General features: G+C 68.0%; 25 protein-coding genes and 1 pseudogene. 17 read left to right on the top strand and 9 right to left on the bottom strand.

Features of this window, described 5'->3' with window-relative positions; genetic code table 11:
• Positions 1-80 precede the first annotated feature (80 nt).
• The 11 genes from PCC79_RS16870 to PCC79_RS16820 all read left to right on the top strand — a co-directional run bounded on the left by PCC79_RS16870 (position 81) and on the right by PCC79_RS16820 (position 5,278).
• Positions 81-395, top strand: coding sequence for a glutaredoxin family protein (locus PCC79_RS16870; RefSeq protein ID WP_246227504.1), 315 nt, complete (start codon positions 81-83; stop codon positions 393-395).
• Positions 395-1,372, top strand: a complete 978-nt coding sequence (locus PCC79_RS16865) for a cytochrome c biogenesis CcdA family protein (RefSeq protein WP_342372563.1) — start codon at positions 395-397, stop codon at positions 1,370-1,372. Before PCC79_RS16870 ends, PCC79_RS16865 begins: the two co-directional genes overlap by 1 nt.
• A gap of 5 nt (positions 1,373-1,377) precedes the next feature.
• Positions 1,378-1,998: a peroxiredoxin family protein gene (locus PCC79_RS16860; protein ID WP_342372562.1), complete on the top strand. Its 621-nt coding sequence runs from the start codon at positions 1,378-1,380 to the stop codon at positions 1,996-1,998.
• Between the two features lie 112 nt (positions 1,999-2,110).
• Complete coding sequence (locus PCC79_RS16855) at positions 2,111-2,356, top strand: hypothetical protein (protein ID WP_342372561.1); 246 nt, start codon at positions 2,111-2,113, stop codon at positions 2,354-2,356.
• A gap of 64 nt (positions 2,357-2,420) precedes the next feature.
• On the top strand, positions 2,421-2,699 hold the full coding sequence (locus PCC79_RS16850) for a hypothetical protein (RefSeq protein WP_342372560.1): 279 nt from the start codon (positions 2,421-2,423) through the stop codon (positions 2,697-2,699).
• A 79-nt stretch (positions 2,700-2,778) separates the two neighbouring features.
• Complete coding sequence (locus PCC79_RS16845; protein ID WP_342372559.1) at positions 2,779-3,504, top strand: sigma-70 family RNA polymerase sigma factor; 726 nt, start codon at positions 2,779-2,781, stop codon at positions 3,502-3,504.
• 49 nt (positions 3,505-3,553) lie between these two features.
• Positions 3,554-3,802, top strand: coding sequence for a hypothetical protein (locus PCC79_RS16840; protein ID WP_342372558.1), 249 nt, complete (start codon positions 3,554-3,556; stop codon positions 3,800-3,802).
• Between the two features lie 6 nt (positions 3,803-3,808).
• Complete coding sequence (locus PCC79_RS16835; protein WP_282005150.1) at positions 3,809-3,949, top strand: hypothetical protein; 141 nt, start codon at positions 3,809-3,811, stop codon at positions 3,947-3,949.
• Positions 3,950-3,960: 11 nt separating this feature from the next.
• Positions 3,961-4,203, top strand: a complete 243-nt coding sequence (locus tag PCC79_RS16830; protein WP_342372557.1) for a hypothetical protein — start codon at positions 3,961-3,963, stop codon at positions 4,201-4,203.
• Positions 4,204-4,325: 122 nt separating this feature from the next.
• A complete protein-coding gene (gene cmtR, locus PCC79_RS16825; RefSeq protein ID WP_028708027.1) occupies positions 4,326-4,685 on the top strand; it encodes a Cd(II)/Pb(II)-sensing metalloregulatory transcriptional regulator CmtR in 360 nt (119 codons plus the stop codon).
• A complete protein-coding gene (locus tag PCC79_RS16820) occupies positions 4,682-5,278 on the top strand; it encodes a cadmium resistance transporter (protein ID WP_342372556.1) in 597 nt (198 codons plus the stop codon). The genes cmtR and PCC79_RS16820 overlap by 4 nt, the downstream gene beginning before the upstream one ends.
• Here PCC79_RS16820 and PCC79_RS17470 read toward each other — a convergent pair.
• The 3 genes and pseudogenes from PCC79_RS17470 to PCC79_RS16810 form a co-directional block, all read right to left on the bottom strand.
• On the bottom strand, positions 5,253-5,711 hold the full coding sequence (locus tag PCC79_RS17470; protein WP_425325680.1) for a hypothetical protein: 459 nt from the start codon (positions 5,709-5,711) through the stop codon (positions 5,253-5,255). The genes PCC79_RS16820 and PCC79_RS17470 overlap by 26 nt on opposite strands.
• An 81-nt stretch (positions 5,712-5,792) precedes the next feature.
• Positions 5,793-6,239 (bottom strand): annotated as a pseudogene (locus PCC79_RS17465) (FAD-dependent oxidoreductase); the annotation flags it as partial.
• Positions 6,240-6,908: 669 nt separating this feature from the next.
• Positions 6,909-7,250, bottom strand: a complete 342-nt coding sequence (locus tag PCC79_RS16810) for a hypothetical protein (RefSeq protein ID WP_342372555.1) — start codon at positions 7,248-7,250, stop codon at positions 6,909-6,911.
• A gap of 1,171 nt (positions 7,251-8,421) precedes the next feature.
• Here PCC79_RS16810 and PCC79_RS16805 point away from each other — a divergent pair.
• Together PCC79_RS16805 and PCC79_RS16800 are read left to right on the top strand one after the other, a co-directional pair.
• On the top strand, positions 8,422-11,841 hold the full coding sequence (locus PCC79_RS16805) for a DEAD/DEAH box helicase (RefSeq protein WP_342372554.1): 3,420 nt from the start codon (positions 8,422-8,424) through the stop codon (positions 11,839-11,841).
• A gap of 75 nt (positions 11,842-11,916) precedes the next feature.
• Positions 11,917-13,067 (top strand): IS3 family transposase gene (locus PCC79_RS16800; protein WP_342372059.1). Its coding sequence is split into 2 segments (ribosomal slippage): positions 11,917-12,187 and positions 12,187-13,067, totalling 1,152 coding nucleotides; the frame shifts between segments, so codons are not numbered across the junction.
• A gap of 194 nt (positions 13,068-13,261) precedes the next feature.
• Here the strand turns inward: PCC79_RS16800 and PCC79_RS16795 are convergent.
• The 5 genes from PCC79_RS16795 to PCC79_RS16775 all read right to left on the bottom strand — a co-directional run bounded on the left by PCC79_RS16795 (position 13,262) and on the right by PCC79_RS16775 (position 18,971).
• Positions 13,262-14,083 carry a TIGR02391 family protein gene (locus tag PCC79_RS16795; RefSeq protein WP_342372553.1) on the bottom strand — a complete coding sequence of 274 codons (822 nt, stop codon included), beginning with the start codon at positions 14,081-14,083 and terminating at the stop codon, positions 13,262-13,264.
• Positions 14,071-16,032, bottom strand: coding sequence for a hypothetical protein (locus PCC79_RS16790; protein WP_342372552.1), 1,962 nt, complete (start codon positions 16,030-16,032; stop codon positions 14,071-14,073). Before PCC79_RS16790 ends, PCC79_RS16795 begins: the two co-directional genes overlap by 13 nt.
• Before the next feature lie 650 nt (positions 16,033-16,682).
• The gene (locus PCC79_RS16785) at positions 16,683-17,228 is read right to left on the bottom strand and encodes a helix-turn-helix domain-containing protein (protein ID WP_342372551.1); all 546 of its coding nucleotides are present in this window, start codon (positions 17,226-17,228) and stop codon (positions 16,683-16,685) included.
• Positions 17,229-17,235: 7 nt separating this feature from the next.
• The gene (locus tag PCC79_RS16780; RefSeq protein ID WP_010534181.1) at positions 17,236-17,832 is read right to left on the bottom strand and encodes a recombinase family protein; all 597 of its coding nucleotides are present in this window, start codon (positions 17,830-17,832) and stop codon (positions 17,236-17,238) included.
• A gap of 125 nt (positions 17,833-17,957) precedes the next feature.
• Positions 17,958-18,971, bottom strand: a complete 1,014-nt coding sequence (locus PCC79_RS16775) for a saccharopine dehydrogenase NADP-binding domain-containing protein (protein ID WP_342373640.1) — start codon at positions 18,969-18,971, stop codon at positions 17,958-17,960.
• Positions 18,972-19,198: 227 nt separating this feature from the next.
• Here PCC79_RS16775 and PCC79_RS16770 point away from each other — a divergent pair, with 227 nt between their 5' ends.
• From PCC79_RS16770 to PCC79_RS16755, 4 genes are all read left to right on the top strand, one after another.
• Positions 19,199-19,810 (top strand): TetR/AcrR family transcriptional regulator, encoded by a 612-nt coding sequence (locus tag PCC79_RS16770; protein ID WP_211356503.1) that lies wholly within the window; start codon positions 19,199-19,201, stop codon positions 19,808-19,810.
• Positions 19,811-19,875: 65 nt separating this feature from the next.
• A complete protein-coding gene (locus PCC79_RS16765) occupies positions 19,876-20,526 on the top strand; it encodes a GNAT family N-acetyltransferase (protein WP_342372550.1) in 651 nt (216 codons plus the stop codon).
• Positions 20,526-21,461 (top strand): alpha/beta hydrolase, encoded by a 936-nt coding sequence (locus PCC79_RS16760; protein ID WP_342372549.1) that lies wholly within the window; start codon positions 20,526-20,528, stop codon positions 21,459-21,461. The genes PCC79_RS16765 and PCC79_RS16760 overlap by 1 nt, the downstream gene beginning before the upstream one ends.
• Positions 21,427-21,999 (top strand): recombinase family protein, encoded by a 573-nt coding sequence (locus PCC79_RS16755; protein WP_342372548.1) that lies wholly within the window; start codon positions 21,427-21,429, stop codon positions 21,997-21,999. Before PCC79_RS16760 ends, PCC79_RS16755 begins: the two co-directional genes overlap by 35 nt.
• Before the next feature lie 118 nt (positions 22,000-22,117).
• On the opposite strand, the gene PCC79_RS16750 is transcribed toward PCC79_RS16755, so the two are convergent.
• Positions 22,118-24,352, bottom strand: a complete 2,235-nt coding sequence (locus PCC79_RS16750) for a copper-translocating P-type ATPase (protein ID WP_342372547.1) — start codon at positions 24,350-24,352, stop codon at positions 22,118-22,120.
• Positions 24,353-24,411: the final 59 nt, after the last annotated feature.

Genomic DNA, 24,411 nt, shown 5'->3' with positions numbered 1-24,411 from the left:
CACATGCTGTTCTCAGGCCAGACGAGATCTTGAGGCTGCCTTGACCGGTCCCCCCGGTGAGGGGAACCACCATGGTCGTCGTGAACACGACGAACAACACTTGGGCCCGGGTCGGCCACCAGACCGACCGGGCTGCGTCGCCCATGGTCACCCTGGTAACCGCAGAGGCCTGCCACCTCTGTGAGGACGCCCACACGGAACTCCTGAACCGCGCGACCCAAGGGCAGCTACTGCTCGACCAGGTGGACGCCGAATCACCGCAGGGCCAGAAGCTCCTCCATCAACACCGCCCGGCCATGTTCCCCCTCGTGCTGCTCGACGGCGCGTTCCTCAGCGCCGGACGCCTCCCGCGCCGCAAGCTCGACCGCGCCCTCGCGGCACGGAAGGCCTCGTGATGGGCTCGGAACTCCTGGCAACTGGCAGCATCCTGGCCGCCTTCTTCGCGGGCACGGTGGCACTGTTCGCACCCTGCTGCATCGTCTTCCTCGCCCCGTCGTACCTGGCTGCTGCGGTCAAGAACAACCGGTGGCGCCTCCTCCCGCTGACCTTCGTCTTCGCGGCAGGCCTGGCGCTCGTCCTGGTCCCGATCACGCTCGGGGTGAGTCTGCTGGCCGGTGCGATCGCCAAGTACCACGTGATCCTGTACTGGGCCGGTGGCCTGCTCATGATCGGCCTCGGCCTGCTGGCCCTCAGCGGCCGGATGTGGTCGATGCCGTCGATGCTGCGCGCCCCCGACACCACCCGCGGCGACACGGCGACCTTCTTCAGCCTCGGCGTGTTCTCCGGGATCGCGTCCAGCTGCTGCGCCCCCGTCCTGGCAGGCGTGATGACCCTGTCCGCTCTCTCCGGCAACCCGCTCGGCGGCCTGGTCCTCGGGCTGGCGTTTGTGTTCGGCATGGTCATCCCGCTGCTCGTCATGGCACTCGTGTGGGACGCCGCCCGCCTCAACGAACGACGCTGGGGCCGGGCGAAGCCCATCAGGGTGACCGTCGCCGGCCGCACGCTGCACACCAACAGCGTCAACCTGCTCGTCGCGGTCGCGTTCGTCATCATGGGCGTCTGGGTCATCACCCTCGCTGGCACGGCGACGATGACCGGGTCGGGCACCTGGGTGCAGCTCGCCGCCGGCGACTGGATCACCCAAGCCGCGCAGGCCGTCCTCGGCTGGCTTGCCCCGGTCCCTGAGCCCGTCCTCGGCCTCGCCTTGTTGGGGCTGGCCGGGGTGTTCGTGTGGACCACGCTCCGCGACCGCCGCCGCGACGCGCGCCAGGGAGCCGAAGAGCACGCCGACGCCGACCCCACCCTGCCGCACTGCCACAGCACGACCGACGCCGACCACCCGATCGCCGACCACGACACCGCAAGGAACTGACGACCATGCCCAGCAACCAGCGCACCACCATCAGCCGCCGGCAACAGCTCCGAGACCAACGGGCACGCGAATCAGCCAAGGAGACCAAGCGTCGCCGCCTGTTCAGAATCGCGACCGGACTGCTGACCACGCTCATCGTCGCCCTCGTCGGGTTCGGCCTGTGGAGCGCCCGCCCCGTCGAGGGTGGCCCGTCCGGCCAGGCGCCCGCGTTCACCCTGCCTACGACCGCGGGCACCACCGTGTCCCTGGCCGACTACCGCGGCCAGCCCGTGATCCTCTACTTCAACGAGGGCGCCGGCTGCGGCTCCTGCACCCAGCAGATGGCCCTCATCGAGCAGGAGCCGGGCTTCGCCGCAGCCGGCATCACCGTGCTCCCCATCGTGATGAACACCGCCGCCCAGATCCAACCCGACCTGGACCGCTTCGGCGTCACCACCCCCTACCTGCTCGACGACGGCACGGTCTCGAAGGCCTACGACACCCTCGACAAGGGCATGCACCCAGGCCTGCCCGGGCACGGCTTCGTCCTGATCGACGCCGACGGCAACCAGGTCTGGGAGGGAAACTACCCCTCCATGTGGCTCGACCCCGCCGAGCTCCTGAAGGAAGCCACCAGCCGCCTGTGAACGGGCGCGAACGCTGCACCGCCGACCTTGTAGCGATCTTGACCGACCGCAGACGGGCCGCACGCCGTTCACGCAGCACCCTGGCCCGAAGGCCAGCTCAAGAAGGGAACCAATGATGATGTGGGGAGACAACAGCGGCTGGGGGATGTGGTTGGGAATGGGGATCAGCACGCTCATCCTCGTCGTCCTGATCGCGCTGTTGTTGTGGGCCATCAGCAGGATCGGCCGCGTCGAGGCGCCCAGGCCCCAGCGCGAGCGGCCGACCGCGTTGGAACTGCTGGACGAACGCCTCGCTCGCGGGGAGATCGAACCCGACGACTACCAGCAGCGCCGACGGATCCTCAACGACCAACGCTGAACCCTGCGGGGGGGGCGCCGACCCCGCCCCCCCTGCATGCCACGAACTACCCAAGGAGCGCACCGTGACGAGGGCCACGACCAGGAGAGTCAGCACCTTCGGGGTGAGCGGTCTGACCTGCCCGGACTGCCTCGTCCTGCTCATGGAGCGCGTCCGACACCTGCACGGGGTTCGGGAGGTAACCGTCGACCTTGAGCCTGCGGGTGAATCGTCCCTCACGATCGCCCCCGCGGAGGCCGTGAGCGCCGAGGACATCCGAGCCCTGGTCGACGAGATCGGCTTCGACTACATCGCCCGCCGCAGTCACCGCCGGCCCCTCCGGGGACAGGACGCTCGCTCGTGATCTCCCCTGATCCACAGCAAAGCTGGCGGACCCGAGCTCACGCACCTGCCCTGACGCCCGCCCTGGACAGAGCACCAGCATGAGCGCCGAACACGTCCACGCGCCGCAGGGCACCCATCGCAGCAAGCTCACGATCGCGGTCGATCCAGCCACGTGGCCCGACTTGGTCGAGGCGGGGCGACAGGCTGTGGCCGACCTCGTGGTGACTGCTCTGCCCATGGTGGGAAACAAGGTGCGTGCCAACCGCCGACGGGATGATCAGGGCAGCGAGCTGTCCATCGCTCTGCTGCAGGCCGCCTACAGGTTCCGGCCGCAGCCTGACCTGAAGGATGGTGGATGGGCGGCCTACGCCTGGAGCATCTTGGATCACACGAACAGGAGGGGGGTCGATGCTGCTGGCGTGCGACGCCCGCGCGCGGAGACTCTTGCTGCACAGGTTTGGACGGGATCGTTCGAGGGACTGGACCTGGAGCGGACTTGGTCCGCGCGGGACCGCTCGGTCGGAGACCAAGCCCTCGACTCAGTTTCGGCAGCCACCCTGAGGGAGAAACTGGATGCGCTTCCGGCTGCTGAGCGCGCGGTGGTGGTGGGCCGGCTGGAGGGAAAGACCCACGCCGCGATCGGGGAGGAGCTCGGCGTCCAGGCGTCAACGACGCGAAAGAGGCTTGCGAACGCGCGCGAACGCTTGGAAAAGCTGCTCGACATCCCGGCCGATGCAGGATCTCGCACTGAGGCGACCCCGTCGCCGCCCAGCCATCAACACCCGGCCCCGACACGACCTCGGCCTACCGACCTCGAGCGCTGACCTGCTCGAGGACTGGCACCGCTACGCCGTCCCCGCCTTCATCGACCGGATGAAAGCCCGCCTGAAGAACCAGTGCGACGACAGCCACCCCAGCTGGCCCGCCCGCGGCCGCCACGCCCGCCTCATGAACGAGTACGACACCCGCCTGCGCGCCTACGGCAGCGACGTCACCACCCTCACCCAGCAACTCGCCGAGCACCACCGGGCCGCCCTCCTGGCCGAACCGACAGCGCGCCCCAACCTCCGCCTGGTCGACGGCAGCCAAGTCGACCCCGACACCGGGGAGATCCTCCGATGACCCCCCATGCAGCCCTACGAGCTTGACGCCTGGCTCGGCGACACCGAGCTGACCAGGGACCAGCGCGAGGACTTCGAGCGGAGTATCGACATGATCGCCGCCCGCTACCCGGCCGGGACCACGGACAGCATCCCGACGAGGAGATGATGGGGGAGGCCATGAGTGGCGCGATCAGGGTGCTGCTGGGCGATGACACGCTGGAGGGTCTCGCGCAGGAGTGGTCGCGGGCGCGCGTGGCTGAGCGGGAGGCCATGGGTCGGCTGACGGGGGCGGTCATCGCTACTGCGGATGCCGGGGTTGCGGAAACGGTGATCGCCGAGCGAACGGGCCTGAATCGCCGCTCGGTGCGGATGGCTGTGGCCTTGGCCGTTATGTGGCGGGGTTCTGTCGCCGCTTCGTGAGTTCCCTGATGATCGGGCGAATCGTCCCGTGGGTCGATCCCCAACTGACACAGCCTCGTTCGCACGCTTAGCGACTCCGGGCTGCGTAAAACCACTTCAGTCCTCGCTGTATAGTTCAGCGCATGCTGACCATTGCTTCTCGCCTGGACGTGATGAACCGGTTGGGCCGCGCGCTGGCCGACCCGACCAGGTCCCGGATCATCCTGACGCTGCTCGACCGGCCGGCCTACCCGGCAGAGCTGGCCCGCGATCTGGACCTCACACGCTCCAACGTGTCCAATCATCTGGCGTGCCTGCGCGACTGCGGCATCGTTGCTGCCGAACCCGAGGGCCGCAAGACGCGCTACGAGATCGCCGATCCCCACCTGACGCAGGCGCTGACCGCCCTGGTTGACGTCACCCTCGCGGTTGACGAGAACGCCCCGTGCATCGATCCTGCCTGCTCGGTGCACGGATGCGACGCAGCAGAGGCGGGCGCATGATCCTGGCTGCGGTCCTGCAGGCAATCGGCCTGTTCATCGCGACCAACATCGACGACATCATCGTGCTCTCCTTGTTCTTCGCCCGCGGCGCGGGCCAACGCGGGACGACCACCCGCATCTTGGTCGGCCAGTACGTGGGGTTCGCCTGCATCCTCGGTGCCGCTGTGCTGGTGACTATCGGAGCCGGAGCATTGCTGCCCTCAGCAGCTATCCCGTACTTCGGGCTCATCCCCCTGGCCCTCGGTCTCTGGGCTGCATGGCAAGCCTGGCGCGGAGACGATGACGACGATGACGCCAAGGTCACGGGCACGAAGGTCAGCGCGTGGACCGTCGCAGGAGTCACCTTCGCCAACGGCGGAGACAACATCGGCGTCTATGTCCCCGTCTTCCTCAGCGTGGAACCCATCGCAGTGGTCGCCTACTGCCTCGTCTTCCTCGCGCTCGTCGCGGTCCTGGTCGTAGTCGCCAAGTTCGTTGCCACCCGGCCGCCGATCGCTGAAGTCCTCGAGCGCTGGGAACACATCCTGTTCCCCATCGTCCTGATCGGCCTCGGCATCGTCATCCTCGTCAGCGGAGGAGCGTTCGGTCTCTGACGGAGCCAAAGCGAACGACGGAGGTCGCCAGGCTCGACGCTCCGGTATAGGGATCCCTGTGCGGGTTCATTGCTGCGCAGCAGGAGAGTTTGGTGATGTCGGTGGTGAAGGTTTGGGCGGTGAGTTTGAGGCCTTCGGCCATGGTCAGGTAGGGGCTCCAGAGGTTGGCGACCTGGTCGGTGGTCATGCCGGCCTCGAGGATGTAGACGCCGGCGGCGGCGAGGTCACCGGCGTCCTGGGCGAGGGCGGTGATGCCGATGATGCGGCCGGTGTCGGCGTCGGTGACGATCTTGATGAGCCCGCGGGTGTCACGTTTGACGATGGCGCGCGGGACGTGCGCCAGGGGCAGGACGCGGCTGTCGCAGCGGATCCCGGCAGTGCGGGCCTGCTGGTCGGTCATTCCGACGGAGGCCAGGGCGGGGCTGGTGAACACGACCCGGGGCAGGTGGCGGGAGTCGACCTCCCGGCCGGCTCCGGTGAGGGCGTTGTCGGCGACCAGGGCGCCGTGGGCCGCGGCGACGTACACGAACTGCGGGTGGGCGGTGACGTCACCCGCGGCCCAGATCCGCGGGTTCGTGGTGCGCAGGTGGCTGTCGATGATGACCTCGCCGCGCTTGCCGGCGCGCACGCCGATGGTGTCGAGGCCGAGCGTGCCGGTGACCGGGCGGCGGCCGGTGGCAACGAGGAGCTCGGCCGCGCGGAGCTCGTGTGAGCCGTCGGCGGTGGTGGCGGTGACCGTGACCTCGCCGGTGGCCGGGTCGCGGCGCACCGCGGTGGGCACCGCGCCGAGGATGATCTTGATGCCTTCGTCGGCGAGGACTTCTTCCAGGGCGGTGGCGGCCTCGGGTTCCTCGTGGGAGGCCAGCCGTGAGCGGACGAGCATGGTGACCTGGGCACCGAGGCGGGAGAAGAGCTGGGCCTGCTCCATGGCGACGTAGCCGCCGCCGATGACCAGCAGCGACTCCGGGACGTGGCTCCTGCAAGGAGCGGAACCCCACTTAGGTCACTCCGGCGGCGAGGCGTGACGCCTCGCCGGGTGTTCTCAAGGGACCGACAGATCCGAGGAAAGACAGCAGATGTCGATCGGAGTGAGGGTCAGGAACCCCTGAGAACACCCGGCACCAGCATCCTTGCGCGTCCGTCGCTGTGTGGGTCAGGACCCTCGAGAACACCAGCACAAACAGTCTCACTGTTCGCTGTGAACGACACGACCCCGCCGGGCCCAACCACCGGCCAGTGACTCCGCACGACGGGCATCGTCTTCCTGGACGGGAGAACCCTCGTCCCCGTCGACAGACAGTGACGCGCAGACACTCCCGCTCATCGCCACCCAGCGACCGCAACCAACGCCACGGTCGGCGAACCCACGCTTGTGCGTGATCCGGTGCCACCCAAGACGAGTCACCCGCGTGGCAGGTCCACGCCTCGGCCACCAATTCCCTGAACCGGGCCAGCCTCGACCGGGAGAGTCGACCCCAGAGCCCACCGATCTCTTTCACGAGCCATCACGCGCAGCCGGATAGCGGCGAGACGCGGAGCCTCCTCCCACAGCCACCGTAGCGACCACCACCCGTCACCAGGAGGCACTCCAAGTCATACAAGCCGGTTTAAGACAGGCCGCCGGCTCCCCTCATGCGCGTAGCCGCTTGCGTCTCCGGGCCACCGAAGCCGCTGTTCGACCCAACAGCCCGGCCACCTGTCGAGCCGTCAGGTCGGGACGCAACACCAGCGCATCCTCTTCCGGGGTGAAGGTTCCCGATCGGGTCGCAGCCACACGATCCGCTGCCGCGGCAGCTCGAGCAGCAGCGTTGATCTTGTCCCGCTGCGTGTGGCTGTAGATCACCGCGCGACGCTTGTTCCGGTCCCGGTTCTCCTCCGCATACACACGGTCCCGAGCCACCGCAGCAGGATTCCGTCGACGCCACCGCTTCATCACCACCGCACGCACCGACCGCCCCACCAGCTCGGCCACCTCAACATCACTCGCAGGGCCGTCCAAGAGGGCAAGCTCGTCCGGAGTCCACCTCTGGCGACTCACAGCAACACCCGCAGGACGAACAGACGCACTGCACAGCGGACCACGGTCGGCTCCTCGTAATTGGGGGGCGTCAGCCAGAAGAGACACCAACAGGGTAGGCCCATCAACGAGAACGCCGCGCGAGACTGGGTGCGAGCCAACACTGACCGTCAGTCGCTCATCGCGGCATGACCGGCCGAGGCATGATGGCCGTGTGACTGGGCCGAGGCAGACGCGACAGGGTGCTGAGCACCAGCGACGCTCCGTGGAGCGTGGAGCAGTGGCCGTGGGGCTGGCAGGGCTGGCCGCCTTCCAAGCAGCCCTTGCGATCGGGACCCCTTGGGGCCGAGCCAGCTACGGCGGCGCTCACATCGGCGTGCTTCCCAGCCGCCTCAGGGTCGTGAGCGCAGGAGCCGCGCTCCTCTACAGCGGACTCTCTGTCGCGATCGTGAGTCGTCGCACCCCGCTGAGGGTGCGCCGCCATGTCCTGACCGGAATCACCGCACTGATGGGTGTGGGTGCCGTCCTGAACGGCATCTCGCCTTCCTGGCCCGAGCGAGCGACGTGGACTCCCACAACCGCCCTGCTGGCAGCACTGGCTTGGCGAGCTCGCCGGGACGGCTGAGACGTTCCTCCGAGCGGCATGACCGAGCGTATGGAAAGGGCCGCGCCTCCCGACGCCCAGCTTGCACGCGTCGCGCCTTGAGGCACACTGGGCACAACCCCCGAGAAGGAGTCTCATGTCGCGCCCGTACAACGTTTCGCTGCCTCAACGGCGTGCGGCGTCGCTCTCAGCTCTCGAGGCCTTCTTGGCGGCGGTGTCGACACTGAACGACCTTGCCCTACTTCGCGCGAGCCAGGCACTGTCACATGGCTGGTCCCAAGGCGACTGCGCAGTCGAGGGCCTTGCCATCGCCGAGCAAACAGGGAGGATCCGCGGGCTAGATCGTCGCCCCAGCCAACCACAGGTCCGGCGGACGCGGGGCCAGATTGCGGCAGCATGGTTCGCTAGTCGCAACTTGGTCCATGCGCGGACAGGAGTGGCAGCGACCCTCGGCATCGACCGCACCACCCCCTATAGGGCAGTGTCCGCCGCTAGGAGCCCCCAATCGGCCGGCTCGGTCCAGTGAGCACCGAGTTCGGGGCCAGACTGCGCTTGGTGTCGGGGCCCGAGACGACCTGCGATGGAGAACTCAGCGTGTACCGGTGGGTCTTCGACCCGGCCCGCATGGATCTCCCAGAGCTGGCGCGGACGGTGGGAAGGGCATATGTGACCGCTGACATGATGCTCGCTTACCCGCAAGCGCGGCTTTCCGACAAGGTTCCGCAGAGCGCATCCGTGCGCAAGGGGGACTTCGGAGAGCTCATTGCTCAGGGCCTCTACAGCACGCGGATGGGCAGCGAGGTCCCCTTTACGAAGCTTCAGCTCGCCAAGCCGGTCTCGAACGCCACTGTCCAAGGGCCGGATACCTTGTGTCTGACCATCGACCAGGGGGAGAGCGTCGAACCCGTCATTGTCGAAGCGAAGGCGAGGACGTCCAGCAGCCCGTCCCAAGTTCTGGATGCGATTGCAGGTAGCTTCGGCGGCGTCTCCGAGGAGTATTGCATCGAGGGCTGGGCCGCTGGTGTTCAGATGATGCGAGCTCATCCGGACTACCGACGTGAATTCGCTTTCACCGCCGCTCAACACCTGGGCCGGTTGACCGACCCCGACGCGGCGTTGCCGCCCCATTTGCGGCACGCTGTCGTGGTCGTGCCACAAGATCGCCTGACCCTCATGAAGATAAAGGAGCGTTGGTCCGACAGCCCACCTGTTTGTCAGCTCCATGTCGTCGTTGTCCCGGACCTCCTAGACACCATCAACGCTCTGTTCGAAGCAGCCTCACGTTTGACCTATGCGGACCTGACAAGAGGCGCGTCCATCCTGCTTGACCCTGCGAAGCCAGGAGTCGCCGGGCTTCTCAGCCCTGATGTGGCGGCCTCCTACGCTGGTGATACCCCGTTCAAGAGCGTCATCGAAGCCAGCCTCTGGTACCTCGCTGATGAAGACGGCATTGCGCTGGCTCGCGCGCGAGCGGCAGCCGGGTCATCGGTCCCGGACGTTCGAGGGCTTGCGGAACTGTTGACGGGGGCACTCAAGAAGGCACAGAGCTCCCTGAGCGGCCGGCCACTCGTGGAGTTTGCCGAGCATGCCGCATGCGTCCTGGATCTGCGAGAACCCGCCGACACGCTACTTACCGCGATCTCAGCCGCCCCGCTGGATAACGCCACCGCCGATGCAGCTCGCCACGTGGCCGCCGCCCTGATACACAGGCTCGACCGTCATCCGCTGACCATGGTGACGGCACAGGGATCGTCGGGTGACGCCGTCCTGCACGTCGTTGCCCAGATGCGCCGTTTCGGCCGACACGCGTTCTGGCCCTCGCAAGCAGCGGCGGTCAGGGGCGGTCTGCTGGATCGGGCGCAGCGGTCGCTGGCCATCAAGATGCCCACCAGCGCCGGCAAGACTACCTTGATGCAACTCGTGGCGGCCGATGCCTTCGACCACCACCCCGACTGCGTTGTCGCTGTCTTAGCCCCGACGCGCGCCCTCGTCCGACAGTTGGCCCAAGACATGCGTAACGGATTGCCCGAGGCGATCGACGTCAGGTCGTCCCAAGGCGGGCTGGACTACGACTTGGAAACACCATCGCAAGGAGGCGTTTTCGAAGGCCCGGGGGTCGCCGTCACTACACCGGAACGACTTGATCTTGATTGGCGTCGCGCCGTCACCGGGGATGAACCCGGCATCCTCGATGACATCAAACTGCTGATCGTTGATGAGGCTCAGCACATCGATAACGGCGTCCGCGGAGCCACGTTGGAGCGTTTGATCGCGAAGGCGCTGCGACGAGGCATTCGGGTCGTCCTCCTCGCGAGCCAGTTCTCGAACGTCCATGCGATCGCCAACTGGATCAACGGCGACGCCTTGGAATCGGATTGGCGTCCGGCGTGGCTCGAGCGACACGTCTACACCCGCGGTCCAGAGGGTGCCAAGCCGACGGGCACTACTCAGGCCTACCTGTGGTCCGAAGGCGCCGACGCGTTGCCCCTGTTCCCACTCAAGTCGAGCGCGAAGACGAAGACCGACGGTTGTGTCCGAGACAGACCGTTCGAGGCGGCCGCACTCGTCAAGGCATACGCCCCGGACGGCCTCGTGGTCGCTTTCACGGAGATCAAGAGATATGCACCCAACCTGCTGGAAGCGATAACCAGCGAACTGCCAGAAGACCCGACACCGCCGCCCGCTCTGCTCTCAATCGCGTCGCAGCTGCAACAAGCCCATCCCGCAGAGGCAGCAGCCCTGCGCCAAGGAGTAGGCCTGCATCACGGTGAGGTTCACCCCGAGGTTCGTCGTGCCATCGAAACCGCGGCCCGGAAGGATGGGGGCCTTCTGCGTTGCATCGTCTGCACGCCAACGCTGCTTGAAGGCGTCGATTTCCCTGCACGCACAGTCATCGCCGCTTATCCCCCTCACAACAGCCAGCGTGCTCCCGACATCGCACGACTCCGCAATCTCGAAGGCCGCGCCGGACGAGCAGGGAAGTTCACGAGCGGACGCCTCGTCGTGATGACCAGCGACTTCGCTCAGGCACGCAAGTGGCGTCGAGCTATGCGGCAAGCCCTTCCCCCGACCCAGACTGCTCTGACACGGGCACTGCGCGAGCTTCAACGCCGCACCCCCGAACAGATGGAAGCCCAAGACCGCGACGTGATCGACGCACTGACGATCGAAGCGCTGGCCGAGTCAGCCGCCGCGGACGGGGACCTTCGGCGTTCGCTCGAACAAGCGCTCGAACGAACCTTCTGGTGGGCGACAACCGCGCCAGCTCCCAACGTGAGCCCCGCCTTGTCCAACGGGGCGGCCTACGCGGCCAGTCTCAGCGCTGTCGTGCCCGACGGCACGATGCGGGCGGCCATTTACCGGTCGGGACTCAAACTACGCGGATGCCTACAACTCCGAGACGCTCTCGCGGCCTACGTCGACGAGGTTACCAACGTCCTCCGCGCGACACCCCCAGATTCCGAACTGAACGACGCACTCCTTCTCCGCATGATCCGGTCCTGCATCGCGTGCCTTGAGGAGCTGAAGGATCTACGTGACTTGGACGAGGAATCGCTGAGCAACGCCCTTACGGCATGGATTGCAGGCGACGACGAAAAAGACATCACCGATCGGTATCCCGAGGTGTGGGAGAGCCTGCGTCCTGGACATCTCGACACGATGCTCCCGTGGGCTTGCACGGGAGCGCTCGAGATTGTCGCCGCACTCGCGAATGATCCCGCCCTGCGTGACGCAGGCCACGATCGGCTCGCCCCCAGCCGCATCCGGTACGGCACGTTCGATGCATCCTTGTGCTACCTCGTACGCGATGGTGCTGATCGTGTCCAGGTATCCGCCCTCGGGCGGAAGTACCTCGCCGAAGCGGCCGGAGCCGACCGATTGTTCATGCCGATGGATACGGTGGTCGCCATCGAACTCATGGAGCTAGACGCCGTGGGCTGACCCCGTTTCGTAGGTCCGGTCGTTATGAGAGTCGTCCTGTTGCCCGCGGTGGCGGGCAGGGAGACTGGTCAGATCATGACGAACAGTAGGAAGCGTCACACTCCGGAGCAGGTCGTCCGTAAGCTCGGGCAGGCCGACAGGATGCTCGCCGATGGTCAGGATGTCGCGGCGGTGTGCCGGGAGCTGGGGGTGTCCGAGCAGACGTACTACCGGTGGCGGAACCAGTACGGCGGCCTCAAGGCCGACGACGCAAAGCGCCTGAAGGAGCTGGAGAAGCAGAACGCGACCCTGAAGCGTCTGCTCGCGGAAGCGGAGCTGGAGAAGGCCGCGCTCAAGGAGCTGGCTGAGGGAAACTTCTAGGCCCGGGCAGGCGCCGTGCCGCCGTCGCGCACCTGATCAGGACACTGCAGGTGAGCGAGCGGATGGCGTGCCGTCTGGTCGGGCTGAGCCGCTCCGCGTACCGGCGACCGCTCAAGGGCGACACGGTCGCGGACCCGGATCGGGCGCTGCGGGAGTGGCTGCGCGCCTGGGCGAAGGACCATCCCCGCTACGGGTATCGGCGGGCGTATCACGACGCCCGCGCCGAGGGGTGGGTGGTGAACCACAAGAAGATCCAACGCCTGTGGCGTGACGAAGGGCTCCGGGTCCCGCAGCGGCGTCGACGCAAGCGCGTCGGATCTTCGACCGTCGACGCGCCGACGGCGGACGCGCCGAACGTGGTGTGGGCGGTGGACTTCCAGTTCGACGCCGACGAGCACGGACGACCGATCAAGATCTGCTCGATCGTCGACGAACACACCCGGGAGTGCATCGGCGGCCTCGTGGAGCGCTCGATTACCGCCGACCGACTCACCGCCCACCTCGAGGACCTCGTCGCCGCCCGGGGCGCCCCGGCGGTGCTCAGGTCGGACAACGGGCCGGAGTTCATCAGCGAGGCGATGGCCGACTGGGCCGGCACCCGCACCGGCCTGTCCTACATCCCGCCGGGCTCGCCGTGGCGCAACGGGTACGTCGAGTCATTCAACAGCCGGATCCGCGACGAGTGTCTCAACATCAACAGCTTCTACTCGCTACTGCACGCACAGGTCGTGATCGGCGACTGGAAGGACGAGTACAACCACCACCGCCGGCACTCCTCGCTCGGCTACCTAACCCCAGCCGAGTACGCTCGGCAATGCACCCATCAAATCGAAACCGACGACTCACACACCGTCCGGACCGAATGACGGGGGCGGCCCAGCCGAGCTTAACTCGGTGAACGCCGGCAACGACGACTGACCTTGAGTTCGAGTCTTCTTACTCTCGGGCCACGTTCCTAGGGCACTGCCCACACCTCCCCGCGACTCCCCACCGCCGCTGGAACGACCGGGTTGTGGGGAGGAATTCGTACGAACCCCCTGGGCTGTGGGATGACCCACAGTCAGGTCCTCTCGGTCCGCCAAACCTCATCGAGCCGGCGGTGGACCATTGAGACGAGGTTGAGCACTTCCAGCAGTTCGTCGTCGGTGATTGAGCGCTTCAGCCGGGGATCATGGGCCGTCGGGTTCCTGTACAGCCCGACCATGCCCTTCACCAGGTTGGCCAAGCCGGACTGTTCGTCTTTCTCGGTCTGCGTGGTCAATGAGTTGATCGCGAGCCTGGGGATCCTGGTCTTTCCGAGAGCGAGTACCTCGTCGACCAGGGATGAGCCGTCGCCGGTTTGGCCGGTCAGGTGACGCAACCGGTCGAGGACGCTCTTGGTCGCCTCGAGACAGGCGTGGAAGTTCGCCTTCTTCAGCACCTCGACCGAGCAGTACCGGAGAACCTCGGGATGTGCTTTGCGACGTCGCAGCTCGTCGCGGATGGAGGTGGCGATGCGGGTGGCTTCGTCCAAGGTGCGTGACTGCGCACCTCGGGCCACCTGGCCGTCATCGAGTACCCGCAAGCCCACGAACGCCAGTCGCTCATTGAGCCGGTCCTGCCGCAGGGTGAACAGTTCGGGCCGTTCACGGTACTTGATCGGCGCCATGGCTCGAGCGATGAATGTGATGATGCGTTTGGGGTCACCCTTGTCCTTGTTGTGCCGGTCAACGAACGCTGCTGTCAGTCTGTCTCGCTTGGATGCGGTCGGCTGGGGGTCGTTGATGTGCAAGCTAGTCAGTAGATCCCCGATCTCTTTGCCGGTGAGCCCGGTGTCTGTGTCGGCCAGTACCTCGGCGATCGATTCGTAGGTGGCCAAGCTCCACGGGCTCAACGTCGCCACTTTTCACATCCCTTCTGTTCCTCCTTCGCAGTTTGACCATAGCCAGCGCACCCGACAATCGTGATCACCAAGAGTCGCACATGGGCAGTTGAGTAACCACACGCCCGTCGGCAGAGTCGAGCACACCGATGGGCGCCCAAGGGGATGAGGGCCGCTTGGCCGCTTGCTCGGATGTCCAACGGGGTGTGCTTCTCAGTTCTTCTTGAGTAGCCCGGTGAGGCCGGCGATGAGGATGGCGGTTTGTAGCCAGCCGAGGCTTTGAGGGCGATCAGGGTCCAGGCCAACCAGAGGGGGCTGGTAATGGTCCAGCTGGACGGGATGATTCCTGCTGCCGGTGGGATCACCACGGCTGCCCCGTAGAGCCCCGGATCGAGCGGTGCGCCACTGGTTGAGGCCTGGGTGGCCCCGAAGAAGAAGGTGAGAGTCCCGGCCATGATTGCTGCGGCGATCAGCCAGGCCCCGGCCAGCAGTGGGTAGTAGCCGTAGCCGGCGAACCAGCCGTAAAGGGTTCTCAGCAGCTTGGATGGGAGTTTGCTGCGAGCTGTCACCCTCCGGGCGGCCGCGACGCGCATCCGTTTGGCATGGGTTGGGCGGCCCTGTCGGTCGTAGACGGCGGCCGCCTCATGCCATGGTTGCAGCGCGAACTCCTTTGCGGGCACTGCGTCCAGCCAGCTGGTCATCGTCTTGGGGTCGTTGAGTCCGCCATGGATGTCGCCCAGCCGCCAACCCGTCACAACCAGCTGACCCGGGGGCTTGTCACTGCCGACGAGCAGGTTCAAGGTGGCGAATCTCATCGTCACCTGACCGGTGGCGGCGAACCCCCTGTCGAGGAGCACGTCGCCGGTGATCGTGGCTCGGTCCAAGCTGAGGGCGTCGCCGTCGGGGTTGGTGAGGGTGGCCCCCCGCAAGGACAGCTGGCCGCCGATGTTGGCCCCGCGCGCCCGCACCCCGCCGGTGGCGGCGAACCCCCTGTCGAGGAGCACGTCGCCGGTGATCGTGGCCCCGTCCAGGTTGAGGGCGTTGCCGTCGGGGTTGGTGAGGGTGGCCCCCCGCAAGGACAGCTGGCCGCCGATGTTGGCCCCGAGCGCCCGCACCTCGCCGGTGGCGGCGAACTCCTCGTCGAGGAACACGTCGCCGGTGATCGTGGCCCCGTCCAGGCTGAGGGCGTTGCCGTCGGGGTTGGTGAGGGTGGCCCCCCGCAAGGACAGGAGGCCGATGTTGGCCCCGAGCGCCCGCACCTCGCCGGTGGCGGTGAACTCCTCGTCGAGGAACATCCCGCCGGTGATCGTGGCTTGGTCCAAGCTGAGGGCGTCGCCGTCGGGGTTGGTGAGGGTGGCCCCCCGCAAGGACAGCTGGCCGCCGATGTTGGCCCCGCGCGCCCGCACCCCGCCGGTGGCGGCGAACCCCCCGCCGAGGAACACCCCGCCGGTGATCGTGGCCCCGTCCAGGTTGAGGGCAATGCCGTCGGGGTTGGTGAGGGTGGCCCCCCGCAAGGTCAGCTGGCCGCCGATGTTGGCCCCGAGTGCTCGCACCTCGCCGGTGGCGGCGAACTCCTCGTCGAGGAACATCCCGCCGGTGATCGTGGCCCCGTCCAGGTCGAGGGCGTGGCCGTCGGGGCTGGTGAGGGTGGCCCCCCGCAAGTTCAGCTGGCCGCTGATGTTGGCCCCGAGCGCTCGCACCTCGCCGGTGGCGGTGAACCCCCCGGTGAGGAACACGTCGCCGGTGATCGTGGCCCCGTCCAGGTAGAGGGCGTCGCCGTCGGGGCTGGTGAGGGTGGCCCCCCGCAAGGCCAGCTGGCCGCCGATGTTGGCCCCGAGCGCCCGCACCTCGCCGGTGGCGGCGAACCCCCCGGTGAGGAACATCCCGCCGGTGATCGTAGCCCCGTCCAGGTCGAGGCCGGGGGTGTGGCTGCCGGTTAAGACCAGCTGGCGGCAGGCAAGGCCTTCCATCAAGACGGGCTCGTTGAATCGCGAGTCGGTGATGGTGAGCGTGCAGGGCAATGTGGCGTGTTCTAGATCAAGAGACCCGATGATGTTGGCGCCCCGGATTCGCAGCCCTCGGGGGTCGGGTCAAGGCCCTTGGTCAGTAGCGCGGCCCGGACAGCAGCGGCTGGGATCGTCCTACCCGGATCCCACTCGTCGGCCTCAGCCGGATTGGCTGAGCCTTCCCCGGCAAGATCCAGTTGGGTGCCCGACCTGGCCGCGGCCACCAACCGAGCCACCCACACACTGTCGTCCGTCATAAGCGCAGTCTGCCTTTGAGCCAAGGGACCGAGCCAGTCCAGTCGAGCGCGCACGTGGTCACGCACAGGAGACGACGACCACTCGCGACTCACTGACGTTCGGTTTCGAGTCCCCTGGGACACGAGCGCGGACCGGCGCCGCGGCGTCGGCCGGTAGGAGATCTACTTGAGATTCCTAGAGGGGTAACCACGGGGGTGGCGGGTGTCTGCTGGGTGGGTAGACAGGCTGCCGGCCTTCTCGCGCGCAGCTGTTCGGTGTCCAACGGGGTGTACTCCATGGACGGCTGAAACAGCTCCCAGCCTGACTGTGACTTCGTCTGCTGAATGGCGGGGTTCTTCGGTCGCTTCGTGGCGGGGTCAGGTGACACCGATGACCAGGGTGCTCTGTGCGGCTTCGATGACGTCGTTGGTGATGGTGTCGAGTTCGTTGATCTTCAGGACCCGCTGGATCTGGGGGAAGAGGCGTTCGAGGAGCCGGAAGTTGCCGCGGGTGATCCGTGCGATGGCTGCGATGGCTTGGGCGTCGGTGAAGTCGTCGGGGTCGAGGGTCTTGCCGAGGGATCGCCAGTGTCGCTCGAGGACGAACAGCAGTTCGTCTTGTCGCAGGGGCCGGTACTGGTGGGCGAAGCCGACTCGGCTGTAGAACTGGGGGTAGTGGCTGAACTGCTTCTCCAGGCCGGGCATGCCGATCAGGATCAGGTCGACGAGGTCGGGCGGAAGGCGGCGGGAGCCGGCGTCCGCCCGTGAGGCTGTCTCCAGTCCGGCGTAGCCGTCGGCGCGGTAGCGGGCGTGCCAGCGCTCCAGGGTCCGCAGCCCTACATCGGTCTCGCGAGCTAAGCGCGCGAGGGGCACATGGTCCTCGACGTGGAGCCTGAGGATTCGCCACCGCGCTCGAGCGTCCACGACGCACCTACTGCAAGGCGTTCTCGCGCCCGCGCTCGGCGCGCTGAAGGGCGCGGTAGACCGTGGAGCGGCCCACGCTGAACAGCTCGGCCAGCTCGCCCACGGTGTGCTCGTCGGCAGCATGTAGCTGGACGAGGTGAGCTTCTTGCCGGGGGGTGAGTTTCGGTGACTTCCCGCGCAGCCGGCCCTTGGCCTTGGCGACCTTCATCCCCTCGCGGGTGCGGGCACGGATGAGGTCGGCTTCGAACTCGGCGACCATCGCCAGCACGTTGAACAACAGTTTCCCCATCGGGTCGGTCGGGTCGTACACCGATCCGGCGATGCTCAGCTTCACTTCCCGCGCCGCGAGGTCGTCGGCGATCTGGTGGGCATCACGGACTGAACGCGCCAGCCGATCGAGCTTGGTGACCACGAACGTATCGCCGTCCCGACAGGCAGCCAGCGCCTGCCGCAGGCCCTCACGGTCGGCGTTGCGGCCCGTGAGCCCGTGATCGACGTAGATGCGCTTGGGATCGACGCCGAACGCCGCGAGTCCGTCACGCTGCGCGGTCAGGTCCTGCTCGTCGGTGGAGACTCGGGCATAGCCGACCTTCAAGGGGGACATGCTCCCCAGTGTGTCATATAGCCTCCCTTCACCGGACAGTTCACCGGACGGGTCTTACGGGACAGCCCGCCAGGCGTGCCGTCGTTCCTCTCGATAAGTAGCGGTGGTGTCCGGTGGGGGTTCCCCTACCGGAGCGCCTGGTTGCGCGTTGTCTCGGTCGCTGGTGAGGGCCCAGTGTCCGGCGTTCGACGAGGTCGGGTCCACCTCCCGGGCATCCCCGGTTTGGTGGCGCAGTCGAGGGCGGTCGCGATGCCGTGAAGAAATAGCCACGGCGCGAGGGCCGCCAGATCCGTGAGGTGGTGCAGCGCGTGAACGCCGGGCGGGGGCTCGGTGTGGGTCAGCCTGCTCACGACCCAGGCGGCCACTACGGCGGTGGCGGCGTTCTGCCGTCGGCCGCTGGCCCACGCCCGGGTGCCGTCGGAGGTGGTGGCTGCGGCGAGCCACCAATCCCGTCGAGTGAGGGCGGGTGCGGTGTTGGCGGAGGCGAGCAGTGCGGGGCGTAGGCCGTGGAGGCGCGCGGCTCGCACGGTGAGGGCGCCGAGCTGGGGTGGGTCGAGCGCGATCCGGGACACGACGTCGACGCCGAGGTCGCGGGCCAGGGTGTGTTGCTCGGCGAAGTCGACCCAGTGCAGGGTGCGGTGACCGAAGCCGGCCGGCAGCGACGCATGACGAGCGGGATGGCGGGGTGGGGCGGCGAGCTGGTCGAGCATCCAGCGGGTGGCGCTCGGGCCGTGCTGCTCACCGAGTCCGAGCACCAGGTCTAGGTCGAGGAATCCCATCGCGGGTGCTTGGGCGTGCGCAGCAGCCGCGAGCAGGTTTGTCAGTCCTGGGGCGAGGCCGGCTTCGGTGACGACGGTGCGTTGCGCAGCTCGGGCCTCGGCTTCGAGGTGGCGCAGGGCGGTGAGGTGGTCGGTGTCGGCGCTGAGGTCGATCAGGTGACAGCCGGCGCCAAGCACGGTGCGCGCGATCTGGCCGTGGTCGTCGAGGCCGCTGGCGTCGACTACGACCCGGCTCTCGGCTGCGAAGGCGGCCAGTGTCGTGGCGTCGCGGGCATCGAGGGCATGGAACTCCACCTCGGAGCCAAGCGCGGTCGGTCGGCGGCGGGACGCCGCGAGGACCCGGTGCTCGGTGCCGTTCAGTAGCCGCAGTAGCTCGCGACCGACGGCCCCGGACCCGCCGAGGACGAGGACGCCTGGACGTGCCGGGCGGCGAGGGTGCGCCGCATCGGCGCTGGTTGTTGGGACCTCAGGAGCTGAATGCATCGCGGCCTCCATCGTCGAGGTGAATGTGAACAGGCATGTTCGGTTTACTCCGGTACCTCCAAATTGTACAGTACTGTTCGAGATACGTCAGGAAGGGGGCCGCCGTGACCGACTCACAGGCACGCACGTCGGAGAGCACGCGTGCTCGACGTTCCGACGCCCAACGCAGCGTCGCTGCGATCCTGGAGGCCGCGCAGGCCTGCCTCGCCCTCGATCCGGACGCGAGCACTGCCGAGATCGCCCGGGCGGCGGGGGTCGGGCGGGTCACGCTCTACGGGCACTTCGGCAGCCGCCTCGAGCTGGTCGACCAGACCTTTGCCCGCTCGATGGCCCGAGCGGAGGAGACCCTGGACCAGGTCGATCTCAGTGGTGACGCGCGCGACGGGTTGGCCCGGTTGATCGGTTCCTCCTGGACGTTGATCGCCCGCTCCCGCAGCATCCTGGTGGCCGCGCAGCGCACCCTTCCGCCCGAACGCATCCGCGAGCTGCACGACCGGCCCATGCGACGGGTGCAGGACCTCATCGAGCGCGGGCAGGCCGTAGGGGCCTTCCGCACCGACCTGCCGACCACCTGGATGGTGGCGACCTTCTACAGCGTGCTGCACGGCGCCGCCGACGAGATCACCGCCGGTCGTCTCGACAGCGACAGCGCGGCCGACCTGATCACCTCGACGATCCTGCCGTGCTTCGCACGCGACCCTGCCCCATCCCGGTGACCCCGCCCCGAACCCACCCGAAGGAGGTGACGGGCACCGGCCCCCGGGCCGGCTGCCCGACTGCCATGGCAGACCCCGTCGTGATCAGAGCAGCCCAGAGTGACGACGTCGACTTCCTCGTCCACGTGATGCGCATCGCGGCCACGTCCCACCTGCCGCATTGCGTGTGGGACGTCCTGCTGGACCTGCCGCCCGACCGGACCGACACCGTCCTACGTCGGGTCGCGGAGTCCGAGCAGCCGCACTGGTGCCACGTGTCGCGGTTCTGGATCGCCGAGGCCGACGGGCGGCCGGTGGGAGCGATGAGCGGGTTCGACACCGCGACCGAGGGCTCCGACGTCCTCGAACGCGAGCTGGCCGCTCAGGCCGTGGTCCTCGGCCTCGACGAGACCGCCCTGCTGCGGGTCCTCGAGCGCGGTCAGGTCCTGCGCGACGGAACACCGGCGGACTTCCCCGGCACCTGGGGTGTCGAGAACGTCGCGGTCGCGGAACAGAACCGCGGGACCGGCGTGGTCGATGAGCTGTTCACTGCCGTCCTCGGCCACGGACACGAGCGCGGCCACGACACCGCCCAGATCCTCTGCCTCAACGGCAACGTCCGGGCCGAGCGAGCCTGGGAGCGGCAAGGCTTCGTCGTCAAGGCCGACTACTGCAATCAGCGTTTCCTCGACACCTACGGCTGTCTCGGAACCAAGCTGCTGCTGCGCGACCTCTGATGACCAGCCTGATCAACAGTGCGGGGGCCGAGCTCGCGGTACAGGACCGCGGAAGCGGACCGCCGGTCGTCCTCGTGCACGGCTCCCTTGACGACCACCGGTCCTGGGACCACGTGGTGCCGGCCCTGACCGACAGGTTCACGGTGCTCACCTGGGACCGTCGCGGTCACGGCGCAAGCACCTGCCCGCCGGGTCAGGGACACCTGTCCGACGACGTCGCCGACCTGGCCGCCGTGATCCGGACGTCGAGCCCGGAGCCCGCGCTGGTAGTCGGCCACTCCTACGGCGCGTGCGTGGCGATGGTGCTCGCCGCCGAGCAGCCCGAGCTGACCTGTGGGGTGCTGCTGCACCAGCCACCGCTGTTCTCGGTGCTCGCCGACGACCCCGCGACCGCGGAGATCGCCCGCGAGGCGACCGCGGCGCTGCGCCGCGCCGCGCAACTGATCGAATCAGGGGCAGTCGAGGAGGGCGTACGGCACTTCGTCGACGAGGCAGCTTTCGGTCCCGGCACCTGGGAGGGCCTGTTCACCGAGGAGCTCCGCGAGACCTGCCGCGCCCATGCCGACACCTGGCTGGACCAGTCCCGCGACCCCGAGCGGCTGGCATTGCGGCCAGCGCTGCTCCAGGACTACCCGTATCAGGTAGTGCTCTCCCACGGCGATTCCGGCCCCACGGCATACGACGGCGTCGTGCAGGCGCTGGTGGCCGCGCTCCCGCAGGCGAAACTCCGGGTGATCCCCGGCGCCGGCCACGCGCCGCACCTCAGCCACCCCCAGGAGTTCGCCGCGCTGGTGCGAGATGCGGCCTGTACTCCATGGACGTCTCGAAACTGCTCTTGGCTTCAACGTAAACCCAAGCCTCGCATGCGACACTTTGACGAATGCGACGGAAGGTCTAGACGTGGGTGGACGGGTGTACGGATATGCGCGAGTTAGCTCGAAGGATCAGAACCTGGAGCGCCAACGTGAAGCGCTCGCCGGCGTCGATGTGCTGGTCGAGGAGCAGGTCTCTGGGAAGAATGTCGCCGATCGCGAGAAGCTCCGTACGCTGATGGCGTTCGCGCAGGCGGGGGACACCATCCGGGTGAAGTCGATCGACCGGCTTGCCCGTGACACTCGGGACCTGCTGCGGATCGTGGACGAGCTCCAGGCCAAGGGCGTGGCGATCGAGTTCCTGGACTCACCCATGCTCAACGTGACCACCAAGGAAGGGCGCGCGATGCTGACGGTCTTCGCGGCCTTCGCCGAACTCGAGCGCGAGGCCATCCGCGAGCGTCAGGCCGAAGGGATAGCCCTCGCGAAGGCCGCAGGCAAGTACCGCAAGGCCCGAAGGCTCACCGCTGAGGAGATCGCTGCCGCGCGGTTGCGCATCGAGGTCGGGGTGTCCAAGGCGCGGGTGGCCAAGGACCTCGGCGTGAGCCGCCAGACCCTCTACTCGGCGTTGGAGGGCAGGGGCAGCTACTCGGCGGTCTAAGTGATACGTGTGCGCACCTGGTGTACCAGGTCGAACATCTCCTCTGGGCCGGAGTAGGCATCCTTGTCGATCCCGTAGGGTTGAGGGTTCACATCAGAGTTCGCGCCAAGAGGCGCGATCAGGAGGTCGCGGGTTGAAGGGCAGCCTCCGGCCGGGGGGCGCCGAGGGGGGCCAGGTGGCCCGGGTCCAGGTTGATCCGGCGCAGCAGTTGGGCGTTGAGGGCGACGACGATGGTGGAGGCGGACATCAGGATCGCGCCCACCGCGGGGGAGAGCACGAACCCGATCGGGGCGAGCACGCCGGCGGCCAGCGGCACGGCGAGCACGTTGTAGCCGGTGGCCCACACCAGGTTCTGGATCATCTTGGTGTAGCTGGCCTGGGAGAGCTCGATCATCGCCAGCACCGCGCGGGGGTCGTTGCTGGCCAGCACAACGCCGGCGGACTCCATGGCCACGTCGGTGCCGGCGCCGATGGCGATGCCGACCTCGGCCCGCGCCAGTGCCGGGGCGTCGTTGACGCCGTCGCCCACCATGGCCACGGACAGTCCCCGGGACTGCAACTCGGTGACCTTGGTGTCCTTGTCCTGGGGGAGGACCTCGGCGAAGACCTCGTCGATGCCCAGGTCCGCCCCGACGGCCTCGGCGACCTGGCGGGCATCGCCGGTGATCATCGCGACCTTGATGCCGCGGGCGTGCAGGGCGGCCACGGCGGCCCGGGACTCGGGGCGGACCTTGTCCTCCACGGCGACCGCGCCGATAACGGACCCCTCGCGCGCCACGTGCAACACCCCGGCCCCGCGCGCGGTCCAGGAGGCGGTGTGCTCAGTGATCTCCGCCGGCATGGTCAGGTTAAGCTCGCGCAGCATGTTCGGGCCCCCGACGAGGATCTCGGAGCCGTCCACGGTGGCGCGCACCCCGCGGCCCATGGCAGCACTGAAGTCCGTGCCGCGCTTGCGCAACGTGCTGGCCTGCGGGTGCTGCCCGGCGGCGGTGACGATGGCCCGGGCCACGGGGTGCTCGCTGTCAGCCTCGGCCGCGGCGGCCACCGCCAGCAGTTCTGCCTCGGACACGCCGGGCATCGCGGTGACGGCGGTGACGACGTGGGCGCCCTCGGTCAGGGTGCCGGTCTTGTCGAACAGGACCACGTCGATGGTGCGCATCCGCTCCAGGGCCATCCGGTCCTTGATCAGGACCCCGGACTTGGCGGCCTTCTCCGTGGAGAGGGCGATCACCAGCGGGATGGCCAGGCCCAGGGCGTGCGGGCAGGCGATGACCAGCACGGTCACGGTGCGGGTGACCGCGTCGGTGGGCTGGCCGATCGCGGTCCACACGATCGCGGTGATGATCGCCGCGACCAGGGCGAACCAGAACAGCAGGGCCGCCGCCCGGTCGGCCAACGCCTGGGCGCGGGAGGAGGATTCCTGGGCGTCGGCGACCATCCGCTGGATCCCGGCCAGGGTCGTGTCGGTCCCGACGGCGGCCACCTTCACCCGCACGGTGTTGTCGGTGGCCACGGTCCCAGCGACCACCGTGTCCCCGGCCTGGCGCAGCACGGGCTTCGACTCCCCGGTGATCATCGCCTCGTCGAACTCCGCGGCGCCCTCGAGGATAGTCCCGTCGGCCGGCACCCGGGCCCCGGCCCGCACTAGCACCACATCGCCCACGGCCAACTCGGTGATCGGCACGGTGATGGTCTCACCGTACACGACCTTCTCGGCCTCCTCCGGCAGCAGCGCCGCCAGCGCGTCCAAGGCGGAGGAGGCCGCGCCCAGGGCGCGCATCTCCATCCAGTGGCCCAGCAGCATGATGACCACCAGCAGCGCCAGCTCCCACCAGAAGTCCAGCATCAGGTCCCCGATGCCCAGGGTCGTGACCCAGGAGGCGACGAAGGCCACCGTGATGGCCATCGCGATCAGCAGCATCATCCCGGGCTGGCGGGCGCGCAACTCGGTCAGCCCGCCCTTCAGGAAGGGCATGCCGCCATAGAGGTAGATCACGGTGCCCAGCACCGGGGCGATCCACGCCGAGCCCGGGAACTCGGGGACGTGGTAGCCCAGCAGCTGCCCGACCATGTGGCTGAAGAACACCACCGGGATGGAGAGCACCAGTGAGACCCAGAACCGGTTCTTGAACATCGCGGTGGAATGCCCGGCGTGCTGACCGTGGTCGTGGACCTGGTGGTCCTCGTCCAGGGCCGAGTGGGCGTGACCCTGCGGCATGGCCTGACCGTGGGTGTCGGCGTCCGCGGGGTGGTGGGCGTGGCCGGCGTGCCGGTCGCGATTGGCGTGGGGGTTCGGGTCTGGGTGCTCGGCGGTCTGGCCGGTGGGGTGCTCGGGGTGGTGCGGTGTGCTCATGGTGTTCCTTCTGCTCGGCGGCCTACGCGGTGGCCTACTCGGGGATGAAGCTCCGGCGC

Source organism: Propioniciclava soli (genome assembly GCF_038502305.1).
Taxonomy (GTDB): Bacteria; Actinomycetota; Actinomycetes; order Propionibacteriales; family Propionibacteriaceae; genus Propioniciclava; species Propioniciclava soli.
The sequence above is the reverse complement of the archived record's forward strand: the minus strand, read 5'-3'. Positions and strand labels throughout refer to the sequence as shown.

Excerpts from the sequence above, each read along its gene's own strand:
- PCC79_RS16830 (WP_342372557.1), top strand. The coding sequence starts at position 3,961 with ATGAGTGGCGCGATCAGGGTGCTGCTGGGCGATGACACGCTGGAGGGT.
- PCC79_RS16820 (WP_342372556.1), top strand. The coding sequence starts at position 4,682 with ATGATCCTGGCTGCGGTCCTGCAGGCAATCGGCCTGTTCATCGCGACC.
- PCC79_RS16790 (WP_342372552.1), bottom strand. The coding sequence starts at position 16,032 with ATGGAAGGCCTTGCCTGCCGCCAGCTGGTCTTAACCGGCAGCCACACC.
- PCC79_RS16865 (WP_342372563.1), top strand. The coding sequence starts at position 395 with ATGGGCTCGGAACTCCTGGCAACTGGCAGCATCCTGGCCGCCTTCTTC.
- PCC79_RS16750 (WP_342372547.1), bottom strand. The coding sequence starts at position 24,352 with ATGAGCACACCGCACCACCCCGAGCACCCCACCGGCCAGACCGCCGAG.
- PCC79_RS16845 (WP_342372559.1), top strand. The coding sequence starts at position 2,779 with ATGAGCGCCGAACACGTCCACGCGCCGCAGGGCACCCATCGCAGCAAG.
- PCC79_RS16760 (WP_342372549.1), top strand. The coding sequence starts at position 20,526 with ATGACCAGCCTGATCAACAGTGCGGGGGCCGAGCTCGCGGTACAGGAC.
- PCC79_RS16840 (WP_342372558.1), top strand. The coding sequence starts at position 3,554 with ATGAAAGCCCGCCTGAAGAACCAGTGCGACGACAGCCACCCCAGCTGG.
- PCC79_RS16855 (WP_342372561.1), top strand. The coding sequence starts at position 2,111 with ATGATGATGTGGGGAGACAACAGCGGCTGGGGGATGTGGTTGGGAATG.
- PCC79_RS16835 (WP_282005150.1), top strand. The coding sequence starts at position 3,809 with ATGCAGCCCTACGAGCTTGACGCCTGGCTCGGCGACACCGAGCTGACC.
- PCC79_RS16780 (WP_010534181.1), bottom strand. The coding sequence starts at position 17,832 with ATGTCCCCCTTGAAGGTCGGCTATGCCCGAGTCTCCACCGACGAGCAG.
- PCC79_RS16765 (WP_342372550.1), top strand. The coding sequence starts at position 19,876 with ATGGCAGACCCCGTCGTGATCAGAGCAGCCCAGAGTGACGACGTCGAC.
- PCC79_RS16860 (WP_342372562.1), top strand. The coding sequence starts at position 1,378 with ATGCCCAGCAACCAGCGCACCACCATCAGCCGCCGGCAACAGCTCCGA.
- cmtR (WP_028708027.1), top strand. The coding sequence starts at position 4,326 with ATGCTGACCATTGCTTCTCGCCTGGACGTGATGAACCGGTTGGGCCGC.